Source organism: Pseudomonas sp. HMWF006, from assembly GCF_003061205.1.
Taxonomy (GTDB): Bacteria; Pseudomonadota; Gammaproteobacteria; order Pseudomonadales; family Pseudomonadaceae; genus Aquipseudomonas; species Aquipseudomonas monsensis.
In genome coordinates this window covers 25,380-39,478 of sequence record NZ_QAIU01000558.1, presented here as the reverse complement: position 1 = coordinate 39,478, position 14,099 = coordinate 25,380, and the positions used below count along the sequence as shown (strand labels likewise).

Here is a 14,099-nt window from a genome sequence, read left to right as displayed (position 1 = left end):
CGACCTGCGCGGTGTGGGTCAGGTCGGCGAGGAATTCCGTGTGCCCGGAGAACGCGATGCCCGACTCGTTGATCACACCCTTGTGCACCGGAGCGGTGATCATCCCGGCAAAGTCGCCGTTCAGGCAGCCGTTGCCGGCGCGGGTCAGGGTTTCGAGAACGAAAGCGGCGTTGGCCTTGTCCAGTTGCCCGGCAACCACGGGGGCGCTGAGCGGAGTATCCCAGACGTAAAGGCTGTTGGCGGGTGCAGGAACATCCGGCCACTGGCCAGGCGCAACGTCCAGCAAATTGACGACCAGCCCCAGTTGCGCGGCCCGCTCGGAGAGCAGGTCGCGGCTGGTAATGGCAATCAGGGGATGTGGCTGGGCTTGCGAGGCGAGCAGCAGGCACAGGTCGGGACCGATGCCGGCTGGTTCGCCGGGTGTCAGCGCAAAACGCTTGGGTTTCACTGCGCTGCCTGGTCTGCACCAGGGAGTTTGATCTCTACGTACGCTTCGTCACGGATCTGACGCAGCCAGGTTTGCAGCTCTTCGTCGTACTTCTTGTTACGCAGAACCGTCATCGCCTGTTGCTCGCGAGCCTGCTCGGTGCTGTCGGTGGCGCGACGGCCAAGGACTTCCAGCACGTGCCAGCCGTACTGGGTCTGGAACGGCTTGGACAGCTGACCTTGCGGGGTCTTGGCCATCACTTCGCGGAATTCCGGTACCAGTGCGTTCGGGTCGATCCAGTTCAGGTCGCCGCCGTTGAGCGCGGAGCCCGGGTCTTCGGAGTAGTTCTTCGCCAGTTCAGCGAAATCTTCACCGGCCAGGATACGCTCGTACAGCGATTGCACCAGGGCTTTGGTCTTGGCTTCGTCGCGGATCGGGCTTGGCTTGACCAGGATATGGCGCACATGCACTTCATCACGCATCTGCGCTTCGCCACCGCGTTTTGCCAGCAGCTTGAGGATGATGAAACCACCCGGAGTGCGTGCAGGTTGAGTGATGTCGCCAACGGCCATGCTGCTCAACTCGCGGTCGAACGGCGGTGGCAGTTGCGCGGCTTTACGCCAGCCCATGTCGCCGCCTTCCAGCGCGTTGTCGCTGCCCGACTTGGCAACGGCCATCTGACCGAAGTCAGCGCCTTGCTTGAGCTGCTGGTAAACCTCCATCGCCTGACGTGCAGCGCTCTGAATGGCTTCAGAGTTGGCACTTTCCGGGGTCGGAATCAGGATGTTGGCCAGGTGCAGTTCTTCGGACAGTTGCATCTTGCCGAGGTCGGAAGCGAGGAAGTTCTTCACTTCCTGCTCGGAGACCTGAATGCGCTCTGCCACACGGCGTTGACGCACGCGGCTGATGATCATCTCGCGCTTGATCTGGTCACGGGCGTCGTCGTAGTTCAGACCGTCGTGAGCCAGGGCTGCGCGGAATTGCTCCACAGTCATGTTGTTGCGCTGGGCAATGGTGCCGACAGCCTGGTTCAGCTCTTCATCGGTAATGCGGATGCCGGAACGTTCGCCGATCTGCAGTTGCAGGTTTTCGACGATCAGACGCTCCAGCACCTGCTGGTCCAGCACGCCCGGAGGCGGCAGACCGCCGCCACGCTTGGCGATGGTCTGTTGAACTTCATGGACGCGTTGATCCAGTTGGCTCTGCATGACCACGTCGTTATCGACGATGGCGACCACTTTATCAATGGATTGCACGGCGGCGTTGGCCGCCGTGCCCAGGAACAGCGCGCCCAGCATCAGCGGGCGCAGACAATCAGAAAGCTTGGTCTTCACGTTCACGATAACCTTGAATGCCTTTGTCGAGGAAGCTCTCTACCTTGGCGCCAGTCAGGCCGCCGAGTCCCTTCAGAACAATTTGGAGGAAGACGCCATGGTCGCCTTTTTCGTTTTGCGGAGCTTCCTGACTGAATTCGTCGTAGGAAACCCAGTAACGGTTGATCAGGCGCAGTTTCCAGCAGCAGTTGTCGTACTCGAAACCACCAAAGGCTTCCAGCGTACGGTTACGGTTGTAGTCGTACTGCCAGCGGCTGATGGCGTTCCACTGTGGAACGATCGGCCAGATGACCGAGAAGTCATGCTGCTTGATCTTGTAGTAGTCCTTCACGTAGCCAGGCGTGCCTGGTGTGCCGTAGTCACCGCCGCCCACCGACCATTTACCGGTGTTCTGGTCGTAACGAACCTGGTCATTGCGATAGCGATAGCCGGCGTTGATGACCTTGTTCGGGTTGTCTTCAGGCTGATAGTGGAACATCGCACTGCCGGAACGCGGGCTGCGGCTGTCCGGGTCCCAGTTGTAGTCGGCCGTGGTGCGCCAATCGCGGTTCCAGCGGTATTCGTATTCCAGTGCGTATGGCGAAACATCGGACTGGGCATCTTTGCGATCCTTGAACGCGATGCCTGGCAGTTGTACTTCACGATCCTTGAAGTAGTAAGCCTGACCGACGCTGATGCGTTGACGCTCGAAACCGTTGTCTTCGATCCAGCGGCTGGTTACACCCAGCGACAGTTTGTTCTCGTCGCCGACGCGGTCGGCCCCGGAGAAGCGGTTGTCACGGAACAACGACGCATAGTTGAAGGTGTATTCGCTGGTGTCAAATACTGGAATGTCTTCCTGATCGACCTTGGGTACATAGAGGTAGAACAGGCGTGGTTCCAGAGTCTGGCGATAGTTTTTGCCGAAGTACGACGTGTTGCGGTCGAAATACAGGCCGCTGTCGATGCTGGCAATCGGTACGCCACGGTTCTGGTTGCTGTCGAATTCACCGTTGAGTTTTTTCTGCTCAGCAGTCATTAAATCGATCTGCGATTTACCGGTGTTGTCCAGGTCCAGTTGGTACTGGGTGTACTGATACTTGAGCGACGGTTTCAGGAAGCCGTAAGTCCAGTTCATCGGCAGACTGACACCTGGTTTCAGGTTCAGACGGTCGCCGTTTGCTCGAGCCAAGCCGGATACGTGAGTATCGAGACGATCCTCTCCAACCCCGTTTTCATCAATGAACTGGCCAGTTTTCAGATCACGATCAAACCGGACAAGCTCCGTCTCGTAATCGAAGTTCAGACCCTCCGGGTGATACGGCAGTTGACCATTGAAGGTGATCTGCGGCAGACGACCATACGGTGTGATGTTCGAAACGGTAGCCAATTGGTACTGCTGAGCATTCAAGCGAGCGGTATAGCTGTCGCCACGATAAGTAACCGCGCCCTGCTGGTTCACGAAGTCGCTGGATTTCACGCCAATCTGATCGGTCTGCAGATCCTGAAAGTAATAAGGATCGCTGATCTTGGTGTAGTCGACTTCGGTGAGCACGCGGGAGTCGAGACCGCCCTTGTGCTGCCAGTTGTACATGTAACGGGTTTTTTCGTAGTCGGTCTGCTTGCTGCGCTCGGTATCGTCATCGTTCAGATACGCCGCACCAAACTGACCCTCACTCGACTTGGTCAGGTAACGGAATTCGCCTTCCACCAACATGCCACGCTTGCTCATGTAACGCGGGTACAACGTGGCATCGTAGTTCGGCGCCAGGTTGAAGTAGTACGGGGTCACCAGCATGAAGCCGGTATCGCTGCCGGTGCCGATGGTCGGCGGCAGGAAGCCCGACTGGCGACGATCGTCGATCGGGAAGTAGATGTACGGCGTGTACAGAATCGGAATGTCTTTTACGCGCAGCGTCACGTTGGTCGCGGTACCGAAGCCGGTGGCCGGGTTCAGGGTGATGTTGTTGCCCTTGAGCTGCCACGCGTTGCTGTTCGGTTCGCACGTGGTGTACGTGCCGTCCTTCAAGCGGATGATCGCGTTTTCGGCACGCTTGGCGTACAGCGCGTTACCGCGGATGCGCGATTTGTGCATCACGTATTCGGCGTTGTCGACCTTGGCTTCACCGGTGTCGAGCTGCACATCGGCATGGTCGCCGACGATCAGCGCGCCGTTGTCACGGATACGCACGTCGCCATTGAGTTCGGCGCGGCTTTCGGCCTGATACAGGCTGGCCTCGTCGGACTCGACCTGCATGCTGCCCTGACGCAGGACGACATCGCCGGCCAGCGTACCGACTTGATCATCGGTGTTATAGCGCGAGGCTTTCGCGCCGATAAAGGTCGGGGCGTCACTTTTATTCGTCTTGTCATTCATGCCAGGACGAATCGGTTCGATATAGGCACCAGAGCAGTAAGGTCCGGTCTCGGCCAATTGGGCGGCGGTGAGCTTCTCGCGCGGAACCCAGTCGAGGTGTCTGAAGTCTTCGCTACGGGATTTCAGGCCACGGCCCTTGGCTTCGGTGACGAGGACCGGTTTGGCGCCAGTGTCGGCAACCGAACCGTTCTCGGCCGGGGCTTCGCCGGTGGCGCTGACGGCACTGCCGTCATGCACCGGACGCGGTGGCAATGCAGCCTCCGGCGTCTTGGGCGAACAGTCCCAGCCACCCGTAGCCGAGACGGAGCAGTCATACTGCTCGGCGGCAACAACGAATTGACTGGCCAGAGGTTGCATAGCCAGCAGACTGCCGGTTACCAACAACGGAAATTTTTTACGAAACGCGGGGGATTTCAATGCCATCTTATTAGTCCGGGCTTCCTGCGTGCCATCTGCCCGCGGTGTGGGCCGCACGCCTCTCGATGGTCTGAAAAAGATGCTGGATAATAAAGCATGACCCGCTTGACGGCTAGCGCCGTCGGAGACCCTTGCAATGCCTGACCAAGATGTACGCTTGCAACACCTGAAAGTTTGGCTCGATGAACAGCTGGAAAACCTGTTTGCAGATCAAGGCTGGGGCGCCGTGCCCCCGGCCACGTTGACTGCGGCCAGCAGTGATGCGAGTTTCCGCCGCTATTTCCGTTGGGAAGGTGCGGGTCGCAGCTTCGTCGTGATGGACGCGCCGCCGCCCCAGGAAAACTGCAAACCGTTCGTGGACATCGCCTTTTTGCTGGCGAAATCCGGCATTAACGTGCCGAAAATTTATGCCGAAGACCTCGAACGCGGATTTCTTTTGCTCAATGACCTGGGCAACAAGACCTATCTCGACGTGATCGACAGCGAAAATGCCGACGCGTTGTTCAGCGATGCCCTGCAATCTCTGTTGGCTTTTCAGCAATTGCCGATGGTGGCACCGCTGCCGAGCTATGACGTCGCGCTGCTACGCCGTGAGCTGGAACTGTTCCCGGAGTGGTATGTGAAGCGTGAACTGGGCATCGTGTTCGATGCGACTCAACAGCAGCAGTGGCAGCGCATCAGTGATCTGCTGATTGACAGCGCTCTGGCGCAACCGAAGGTGTTGGTGCACCGCGACTACATGCCGCGCAACCTGATGATCAGCGAACCGAATCCGGGGGTGCTGGATTTTCAGGATGCGGTCTATGGTCCGGTGACCTATGACGTGACCTGTCTGTTCAAGGACGCCTTCCTCAGCTGGCCTGAAGAGCGCGTACGCGGCTGGCTGGAAAGCTACTGGCAGCAAGCCGCTGCACTGAACATCCCGGTGCAGCCGGATTTTCAAGATTTTCTGCGCGCCAGCGACCTGATGGGCGTGCAGCGTCACCTGAAAGTCATCGGCATCTTCGCCCGCATCTGCCACCGCGATGGCAAGCCGCGCTATCTGGCCGACGTGCCGCGCTTCTTCTCTTATATAGAAGCGGTGATTGCCCGGCGTCCTGAACTGGCGGAGTTGCAAGCGCTGTTTACCCGCCTGCGAGGTGGAGCAACGGCATGAAGGCAATGATTCTGGCGGCAGGCAAAGGCGAGCGCATGCGCCCGCTGACCCTGACCACACCGAAACCGCTGGTGCGTGCCGGTGGCGTGCCGTTGATCGAGTATCACCTGCGTGCCCTGGCGGCCGCCGGTTTCAACGAAATCGTGATCAATCACGCCTGGCTCGGTCAGCAGATCGAGGATTACCTGGGGGACGGCACTCAATTTGGCCTGAGCATTCAGTACTCGCCGGAAGGCGAGCCGCTGGAAACCGGTGGCGGGATTTTCCGTGCGTTGCCGTTGCTTGGCGACGATGCGTTCCTGGTGGTCAATGGCGACATCTGGACCGATTACGACTTCAGCGTCCTGCATCAGCCGATCACCGGTCTGGCGCATCTGGTCCTGGCGGACAATCCGGCGCATCACCCGGCCGGGGATTTTTCGCTGGTCGATGGGCGTGTGAATGATGGTCAGGCGGATGCCGCGACGCTGACCTATAGCGGTATCGCTGTCCTCCATCCGCAGCTGTTCGACGGCTGCGCCGACGGTGCCTTCAAACTGGCACCGCTGCTGCGCAAAGCCATGGCGGCAGGCGAGGTGACCGGCGAGCGGCTGAAAGGTCATTGGGTGGATGTCGGGACGCACGAGCGTCTGGCTGAGGCCGAAACCTTGATAGAAGCGAGTCGCTGATATGTTGTGGCCAGGGACTCTGATTGGAGCCGGAGCGGGTTTTGCGATCGCCAGCATTCCGGGGGCCATGCTTGGGGCGTTGCTGGGACAGGCGCTGGATCGGCGTCTGCATTTGCAGAGCTGGGGGCACTTGCGGGAAAAGCTCGGCGGCCGGCCGATGCTGCGCAATGACGAATTGTTGTTCGTGTTGCTCGGGCGTCTGGCCAAGAGCGACGGGCGCGTGACCGACGGCCATATCCAGCAGGCGCGCAACGAAATGCGCGCCCTGGAAATGAGCGAGCCGGCCACGCGTCGGGCCATTGCGGCGTTCAACCGTGGCAAGTCCGGCAGCGATAACCTGCGCGGTTATCTGCGGCGCCTGGGTGGCCAGCCCCATGCGGCCGAAGGTGTATTGCGCGCCTGTTGGCGGATGGTCTGGGCCGATGGCCGTGCCGGCGTCAGCGAGCGTGAACTGTTGGCGCAATGGGGCAAGTGGCTGGGCTGGACGACGCATCAGGTGCAGGCGCTGGCCAGTGATTACGAACCGGGCAAGCGGCCAATCGTCAGCGCGGCGGTAAGCTACCAGGAGGCGATGCGTTTACTGGGCGTGTCGGCGACCAGCGAACCGGCGCAGATCAAACGGGCGTACCGGCGTCTGCTCAGCCGTCATCATCCGGACAAAGTCGCGGGTAGCGGAGCGACGCCGGCGCAGGTGCACGAGGCGACCGAAAGGACGCGCGAGTTGCACAATGCCTATACGTTGATTCGTCAGCGGCGCGACTTTCGCTAGGCGTTAGCGGTTTGCTGTTTGTGAGGGCCTCTTCGCGAGCAGGCTCGCTCCCGGACTGGATCGTGTTTCTGCAGTTGGAATGCGATCGAGTGTGGGCGCGAGCCTGCTCGCGATTGGGGGCTATTGGGTCTTGCGGTCAATCCACGTTCTGCGGATTCAACCAGCCACGCACCCGCCGGAACAACTGCTCCTGCTCCGCCTTGTTATCCGGCAGCGCCTTGAGCGCCACCTGGCTGAAAGCCGAGGTCTTCAAACGCTTGCTCGCCTGCATGCGCTGCAGCGCCGCGTGACGATCCAGTGGCTTGTCCATGTAGAAAATGTCCGCCGTCGGCAGTTTCAAGGCAGGCGTCAGTTCCACCAGTTGTGGCTTGGCCTTGGTCGGTGCCTGCGCGTCGATCATGATGAATTTCTCCACCTGCGCCGTTTGTTTTTCGCTCAGGTAACGGGCGGCCCAATAGGCGCCGGTACCGTGACCGAGTACGACAATACTGCGGACACTTTGCTGTTCGGCGTAGGCAATCGCCGCGTCGATACGCGCGAAGATTCGTTCGGCGTCCGCCTTGGAGTGTTCTTCAGTCGTTTCGGCGACCACCTGATCGGCCACGTCCGCTTCGCCGCCGGCAGCCTGTTCGATGGGTTGCGCGGTGGTCGAGTCCTTGCTGCCGGACTCCGCGGCTTTCGGCGCCACCGGTGTTTCGACGACGCGCGGTGCAATGGCATCGCTTTGCAGGTCGGGCAGCGTGATACTCAGGCTGCTCCACTGCGCGTCCGGCAATTTCTGCCGCAACGGGCCGATTGCTTGCGGCCAGTCAGCCGTTTCGCCGGCGCCGGGGATGATAATCACCGCACCTTTGGGATCGGCAGTGTTGGCCGGTTTCCACAGGGCCAGAAAGGTGTCGCTGCCGGCCTGTAATTGTTGCTGTTCCTGCGCCGGCACTTGACGTTCCAGTGCGGCGGCCTCTTCCTGACTACGCTCAAGCAGTGGCTGGCGTTCGACCGGTTTTTCTTCGGCCGGTTTCTCGGCCGCTGGAGCAGGGTCGGCGGCGTTGACGGAAAACGCACAAGGCAGGATCAGCGACAGGCACAATGCTGGCATTGCCAGGCGGTAAACAGAGGGCATCGGTTATTCCAGGCCAGAAAGTATCCCGGCAGCCTAATGGGTTGGTCAGAATTTGTCAGTGTACGAGACTTCAATGAAGCGATTTTGCTGCCTGTGGGTTATCGGCTGTTTGTGGTTTCCCTTGATGGGCTGGGCGGCGCCTGCGTCCCCGGCGCACGTTGCGCAATTGTCCGCGAGTCAGCAGCAGTGGCTGGCACAACATAATGAATTGCGGGTCGGGTTGGTACTGCAGGCGCCGTACGCGCAATACGACCGGCGTTTGCAGAAGCTCTCCGGGGCCAACGTCGAGTTGATGAAGTGGCTGGCCCAGGCCCTCAATGTCGAATTGAGCTGGCGCAATTTTCCCGATCTGGGACGACTGGAGAGCGCTTTGCGCGAAGGCGAAATCGACGTCGCCCCGGGCCTGAGCCAGACCCCGAGTGCGCTGCGCCTGTGGCAGTTTTCCGATCCGTATATGCGCGTGCCGCAACTGGTGGTCAGTGATCAGAAGGCCAGCGGTGTGGTGGATCTGGAGAAACTCGACAGCCAGACCCGTGTCGCGGTGCGCATGCCCAGTACCACCGCGGATTATTTGCGCGGCACCTATCCCCATCTGAATTTGCAAGGCGTGCCGCTGGAGCGTCAGGCGTTGCAGCTACTGTTGAGTCAGCAGGCGTCCTACGCGGTGGTCGATGAGGCGCAGCTCGGGCGGCTGTCAGCCGAGCCAGAGTTCGCCGAGCTGGTGGTGGTCGGTGACATTGGCCTGCCGCAATTGCTGCGGGTCGGTACGCGTCGTGACTGGCCGGAGCTGGCCGGTATCGTCCAGAGTGCCTTGCGCGCGATCCCGGCCAAGGATCTGGAGCGCCTGCACAGCCAATGGTTGCAACCCAAGTACCCGCGACTGTCGGAGTCACCGGGGTTCTGGCAGAACCTCAGTCTGTTGTTCGCGGTCATGTTGCTCAGCTGCGTGGCGATCGTGTTCTGGCAACGGCGCCAGCAGCACAGCCTCGAGCAGCGCTTGCTCGCCGCACGGGAAGACATCGCCCTGCGCGCGGCCAGCGAAGAAGCGCTGCGGCTCACGCAGTTTTCCATTGATCAAAGCACGGTCGGCATTCTCTGGGTCAACTGGGACAGCCATGTGCGCTACGCCAACCGGGCGGCGGAAGTCATGCTTGGTTATCCCGTCGGCGGTCTGATCGAGCGACCGCTGATCGACTTCGAGCCGGGTCTGCACATGGACCGATGGCTCAACCTGTGGAAGCGCGCGCGGGCCAGTGAAGAAGGGCCGCTGAGCTTTGAAACCAGCTGCGTGCGCGCCGATGGCGGCATCCTGCCGGCGGACGTGTCACTGAGTTTTCTGCGATTTCGCGACAGCGAATACCTAGTGGTTTATCTCACCGACGTCACCGAGCGCCGCCGCGCACTCGCCGCGTTGCAGGAAAGCGAGGCGCGCCTGCAAGGCATTGCCGCCAACGTCCCGGGGCTGGTGTTCCGCCTGGAGCGGGCACCGGTGACCGGACAGATCGACTTTGCCTACATCAGCGAGGGCAGTGAAAGCCTGGTCGGTTACGCGCCGGCCACCATTGCCCATCGCGACATGGGCTTGCGCAGCCTGGTGCACCCGGACGATAAAGCCAGTTACCACCGGACCCAGGATCAGGCGCTGGACACCGACAGCGACTGGTCGTGGCAGGGCCGCATCCTCACGCGTCAGGGCCAGCAGCGCTGGGCCGAGATCAAGGCGATCACCCGGCAACTGGAGGACGGCGCTTATGTCTGGGACGGCATCGTCTGGGACATCACCGAAAGCAAGCGCATCGAACTGGAACTGGCCGCCTCCCGCGAGCAATTGCGCGAACTGTCGGCGCACCTTGAGAGCGTGCGTGAAGAAGAGAAGGCGCGCATTGCCCGGGAGGTGCACGATGAGCTGGGGCAAATGCTCACGGTGCTGAAACTGGAAACGTCGATGTGCGAATTGGCCTACGCGCAGCTCGATCCTGGTCTGAACGAACGGCTGAACAGCATGAAGCGCCTGATCGCCCAGTTGTTCCAGTTGGTGCGGGATGTGGCGACGGCGCTGCGCCCACCGATTCTCGATGCCGGGATTGCCTCGGCGATTGAATGGCAGGCGCGGCGCTTCGAGGCGCGCACGCAGATTCCGTGTCTGGTGCAGGTGCCGGACAATCTGCCGGCGCTCAGCGATGCCAAGGCGATCGGGCTGTTCCGGATTCTGCAGGAGGCACTGACCAATGTGATGCGGCATGCCCAGGCGCATACTGTGGAACTGACGCTGGCGCTGGAAGGCGATGAGTTGCGTCTGACGGTCAGCGATGATGGCGTAGGATTCGTCGCCGCTACCGGTCGGCCGACTTCGTTCGGGCTGGTGGGCATGCGCGAGCGGGTGCTGATCATGGGCGGGCGGCTGGTGCTGGAGAGTGAGCCGGGGGAGGGCACCAGCCTGACTGTGTGGGTGCCGGTGAGTGAGGTTTGAAGGTGTGTGGTGTTTGCGCTGACGCTATCGCGAGCAGGCTCGCGCCCACAGGGTTTGGTGTGTGCCTGAAATCTGGAGAAAAAACTTGATCCGTGTACTGGTAGCCGAAGACCACACCATCGTCCGCGAAGGCATCAAGCAATTGATCGGCCTGGCCAAGGATCTGCAAGTGGTGGGGGAGGCGAGTAATGGCGAGCAGTTGCTGGAAACCCTGCGCAGTGTGCCGTGCGAGGTGGTGTTGCTGGATATCTCCATGCCCGGGGTCAATGGCCTGGAAGCGATTCCGCGGATTCGCGCGCTGAACAACCCGCCCGCCATTCTGGTGCTGTCGATGCACGATGAAGCGCAGATGGCCGCCCGTGCCCTCAAGATCGGTGCGGCCGGGTATGCAACCAAGGACAGTGATCCGGCCCTGTTGCTGACCGCCATCCGCAAAGTGGCGGCGGGCGGCCGTTACATTGATCCGGAACTGGCCGATCGCATGGTTTTTGAAGTCGGCCTGACCGATACGCGGCCATTGCACTCGCTATTGTCAGAGCGCGAATTCTCGGTGTTCGAACGCCTGGCCCAGGGCGCCAATGTCAATGACATCGCCCAGCAACTGGCCCTGAGCAGCAAAACCATCAGCACCCACAAGGCGCGGCTGATGCAGAAGCTCAACATCACCTCACTGGCCGAGCTGGTCAAATACGCGATGGAACACAAGCTCCTCTAACTGTCACCGCGATCAAACCTGTGAGAGCGAGCTTGCTCGCGAATGCGGTGTATCAGTCACAGAATGAGTTGAATGACCCACCGCTTTCGCGAGCAAGCTCGCTCCCACAGGTTTCTTCATCGATCCTGCGAGATTGGGCATATCTGTTAGCGACACGCGCTTTTGCTTGTTCTTGCAGCTTGCAGCTCAACCCTCGCCACTGCCTTATCCATTAGCGCCATCCTTGTAGGGCAATCCCTACCCCCAACCTTCCATCCGGCTGAGGCGATTCTCTCCTGCGCCCCGATTTGCGCGCCTGTCAGCAGCCACTAGGCTTAACCCACAAGCAGTCATCAACAACAAAGGTGTGGGTATGAGCCAGGTCGATTCAAACGCAGGGGCCAGTGATGTGCTGGTCAGCTTTCGTGGAGTGCAGAAGAGCTACGACGGCGAGAACCTGATCGTCAAAGACCTCAACCTGGACATTCGCAAAGGCGAGTTCCTGACCCTGCTCGGGCCGTCCGGTTCGGGCAAGACCACCAGCCTGATGATGCTCGCCGGCTTCGAAACACCGACCGCCGGAGAAATCCTGCTGGCCGGGCGCGCAATCAACAACGTGCCGCCGCACAAGCGCGACATCGGCATGGTGTTTCAGAACTACGCGCTGTTCCCGCACATGACCGTGGCGGAAAACCTCGCCTTCCCGCTGACCGTGCGCGGCCTGAACAAGAGCGACGTCAGCGACAAGGTCAAGAAAGTCCTCAGCATGGTCCAGCTCGACGCTTTCGCCTCGCGCTACCCGGCGCAACTGTCCGGTGGTCAGCAGCAGCGGGTAGCACTGGCTCGGGCGCTGGTGTTCGAACCGCAACTGGTGTTGATGGACGAACCGCTGGGCGCACTCGACAAACAGCTGCGCGAACACATGCAGATGGAGATCAAGCACCTGCACCAGCGCCTCGGCGTGACCGTGGTCTACGTGACCCACGACCAGGGTGAAGCGCTGACTATGTCCGATCGCGTGGCGGTCTTCCACCAGGGCGAAATCCAGCAGATCGCTCCGCCGCGCACCCTCTACGAAGAGCCGAAAAATACCTTCGTCGCCAACTTCATAGGCGAGAACAACCGCCTCAACGGTCGCCTGCTCAGCCAGAGCGGCGAGCGCTGCGTGGTCGAGCTGGGCCGTGGCGAGAAGGTCGAGGCACTGGCGGTCAACGTCGGCCAGACCGGCGAACCGGTGACCCTGTCGATCCGTCCGGAGCGCGTCAGCCTCAACGGCTCGAGCGATCAATGTGTCAACCGCTTCTCAGGGAGGGTGGCGGAATTCATCTATCTGGGCGACCACGTCCGGGTGCGTCTGGAAGTCTGTGGCAAGACCGACTTCTTCGTGAAACAACCGATTGCCGAGCTCGATCCAGCGCTCGCGGTCGGGGACGTGGTTCCGCTTGGCTGGCAGATCGAGCACGTGCGCGCGCTTGATCCTCTTCTAGAGGCGAACTGATCGCCCCGGCAATACCAACACCAACCCTGCACGTGGAGAGAACAATAAATGTTGAGATCCCTGAAGTTCACCGCCCTGACCCTGGGCCTGATGGGTGCGGCCAGCGCGATGGCGGCTGGCCCGGATTTGACCGTGGTGTCGTTTGGCGGGGCGAACAAGGCCGCGCAAGTCAAAGCCTTCTACGCACCGTGGGAAGCGGCGGGCCATGGCAAGATCGTCGCCGGCGAGTACAACGGCGAAATGGCCAAGGTCAAAGCCATGGTCGATACCAAGAGTGTGTCGTGGGATCTGGTCGAAGTTGAATCGCCGGAACTGTCCCGTGGCTGTGACGAAGACATGTTCGAGCAACTCGACCCTGCGCTGTTCGGCAAATCCGAAGACTACGTCAAAGGCGCCATCCAGCCGTGCGGCGTGGGCTTCTTCGTCTGGTCGACCGTCCTTGCGTACAACGCCGACAAGCTGAAAACCGCACCGACCAGCTGGGCCGATTTCTGGGACACCAAGAAATTCCCGGGCAAGCGTGGCCTGCGCAAAGGCGCCAAGTACACCCTCGAGTTCGCACTGATGGCCGACGGCGTAGCGCCGAAAGACGTCTACAAAGTGCTGGCCGGCAAGGATGGTCAGGACCGTGCGTTCAAGAAGCTCGATGAACTGAAGCCGAGCATCCAGTGGTGGGAAGCCGGCGCGCAACCGCCGCAGTACCTCGCTTCCGGTGACGTGGTCATGAGCTCGGCCTACAACGGTCGTATCGCTGCGGTGCAGAAGGAATCCAACCTGAAAGTGGTGTGGAACGGCGGCATCTACGACTTCGACGCGTGGGCCATCCCGAAAGGTCTGGACGCCAAACGTGCGGAAGCGGCGAAGAAGTTCATCGCCTTCTCGGTCCAGCCGCAACAGCAGAAGACCTACTCGGAAAACATCGCCTACGGCCCGGCCAACACCCAGGCGGTTCCGCTGCTGGCCAAGGATGTCCTGAAAGACATGCCGACCACCCCGGAAAACATCGCCAACCAGGTGCAGATCGACGTCAGCTTCTGGGCTGACAACGGCGAGCAACTGGAGCAGCGCTTCAATTCCTGGGCTGCGAAATAACCGAGGGCTCGCTCTCCTGTGGGAGCGAGCTTGCTCGCGAAAGCGCCAGTACATTCAACATTGATGTCGACTGATGCGCCGCCTTCGCGAGCAAGCTC

At 60.7% G+C, this 14,099-nt stretch carries 11 protein-coding genes; 7 read left to right on the top strand and 4 right to left on the bottom strand.

The window, feature by feature from the left end:
• The 3 genes from DBR24_RS33730 to DBR24_RS25385 form a co-directional block, all read right to left on the bottom strand.
• Positions 1-448: 4-hydroxythreonine-4-phosphate dehydrogenase PdxA (locus tag DBR24_RS33730; protein WP_371921355.1), on the bottom strand; the 448-nt coding region annotated here is incomplete at its 3' end.
• Positions 445-1,767, bottom strand: a complete 1,323-nt coding sequence (surA, locus tag DBR24_RS25390; protein ID WP_177490682.1) for a peptidylprolyl isomerase SurA — start codon at positions 1,765-1,767, stop codon at positions 445-447. The genes DBR24_RS33730 and surA, both read right to left, overlap by 4 nt.
• On the bottom strand, positions 1,742-4,540 hold the full coding sequence (locus tag DBR24_RS25385) for an LPS-assembly protein LptD (protein WP_128616099.1): 2,799 nt from the start codon (positions 4,538-4,540) through the stop codon (positions 1,742-1,744). The genes surA and DBR24_RS25385 overlap by 26 nt, the downstream gene beginning before the upstream one ends.
• 130 nt (positions 4,541-4,670) lie before the next feature.
• Between DBR24_RS25385 and DBR24_RS25380 the strand changes: the two genes are divergently transcribed.
• From DBR24_RS25380 to DBR24_RS25370, 3 genes are read left to right on the top strand one after another with little or no spacing between them, the layout of a single operon-like run.
• The gene (locus tag DBR24_RS25380; protein ID WP_128616098.1) at positions 4,671-5,690 is read left to right on the top strand and encodes an aminoglycoside phosphotransferase family protein; all 1,020 of its coding nucleotides are present in this window, start codon (positions 4,671-4,673) and stop codon (positions 5,688-5,690) included.
• Complete coding sequence (gene murU / locus DBR24_RS25375) at positions 5,687-6,358, top strand: N-acetylmuramate alpha-1-phosphate uridylyltransferase MurU (RefSeq protein WP_123469258.1); 672 nt, start codon at positions 5,687-5,689, stop codon at positions 6,356-6,358. The genes DBR24_RS25380 and murU overlap by 4 nt, the downstream gene beginning before the upstream one ends.
• A 1-nt stretch (position 6,359) precedes the next feature.
• Complete coding sequence (locus DBR24_RS25370; protein ID WP_123469256.1) at positions 6,360-7,127, top strand: TerB family tellurite resistance protein; 768 nt, start codon at positions 6,360-6,362, stop codon at positions 7,125-7,127.
• 136 nt (positions 7,128-7,263) lie between these two features.
• On the opposite strand, the gene DBR24_RS25365 is transcribed toward DBR24_RS25370, so the two are convergent.
• Positions 7,264-8,247 carry an alpha/beta hydrolase family protein gene (locus tag DBR24_RS25365; protein ID WP_123469254.1) on the bottom strand — a complete coding sequence of 328 codons (984 nt, stop codon included), beginning with the start codon at positions 8,245-8,247 and terminating at the stop codon, positions 7,264-7,266.
• Between the two features lie 73 nt (positions 8,248-8,320).
• Between DBR24_RS25365 and DBR24_RS25360 the strand changes: the two genes are divergently transcribed.
• The 4 genes from DBR24_RS25360 (at position 8,321) to DBR24_RS25340 (ending at position 14,001) form a co-directional block, all read left to right on the top strand.
• Entirely contained in the window at positions 8,321-10,717 is a 2,397-nt protein-coding gene (locus tag DBR24_RS25360) for a PAS domain S-box protein (protein ID WP_123469252.1), read from the top strand.
• A gap of 85 nt (positions 10,718-10,802) precedes the next feature.
• Complete coding sequence (locus DBR24_RS25355; protein ID WP_123469250.1) at positions 10,803-11,432, top strand: response regulator transcription factor; 630 nt, start codon at positions 10,803-10,805, stop codon at positions 11,430-11,432.
• 352 nt (positions 11,433-11,784) lie between these two features.
• The gene (locus DBR24_RS25345; RefSeq protein WP_123469248.1) at positions 11,785-12,909 is read left to right on the top strand and encodes an ABC transporter ATP-binding protein; all 1,125 of its coding nucleotides are present in this window, start codon (positions 11,785-11,787) and stop codon (positions 12,907-12,909) included.
• 48 nt (positions 12,910-12,957) lie between these two features.
• Positions 12,958-14,001, top strand: coding sequence for an ABC transporter substrate-binding protein (locus DBR24_RS25340; protein ID WP_128616097.1), 1,044 nt, complete (start codon positions 12,958-12,960; stop codon positions 13,999-14,001).
• Positions 14,002-14,099 lie beyond the last annotated feature (98 nt).

Excerpts from the sequence above, each read along its gene's own strand:
- DBR24_RS25385 (WP_128616099.1), bottom strand. The coding sequence starts at position 4,540 with ATGGCATTGAAATCCCCCGCGTTTCGTAAAAAATTTCCGTTGTTGGTA.
- DBR24_RS25380 (WP_128616098.1), top strand. The coding sequence starts at position 4,671 with ATGCCTGACCAAGATGTACGCTTGCAACACCTGAAAGTTTGGCTCGAT.
- murU (WP_123469258.1), top strand. The coding sequence starts at position 5,687 with ATGAAGGCAATGATTCTGGCGGCAGGCAAAGGCGAGCGCATGCGCCCG.
- DBR24_RS25370 (WP_123469256.1), top strand. The coding sequence starts at position 6,360 with ATGTTGTGGCCAGGGACTCTGATTGGAGCCGGAGCGGGTTTTGCGATC.
- DBR24_RS25365 (WP_123469254.1), bottom strand. The coding sequence starts at position 8,247 with ATGCCCTCTGTTTACCGCCTGGCAATGCCAGCATTGTGCCTGTCGCTG.
- DBR24_RS25360 (WP_123469252.1), top strand. The coding sequence starts at position 8,321 with ATGAAGCGATTTTGCTGCCTGTGGGTTATCGGCTGTTTGTGGTTTCCC.
- DBR24_RS25345 (WP_123469248.1), top strand. The coding sequence starts at position 11,785 with ATGAGCCAGGTCGATTCAAACGCAGGGGCCAGTGATGTGCTGGTCAGC.
- DBR24_RS25340 (WP_128616097.1), top strand. The coding sequence starts at position 12,958 with ATGTTGAGATCCCTGAAGTTCACCGCCCTGACCCTGGGCCTGATGGGT.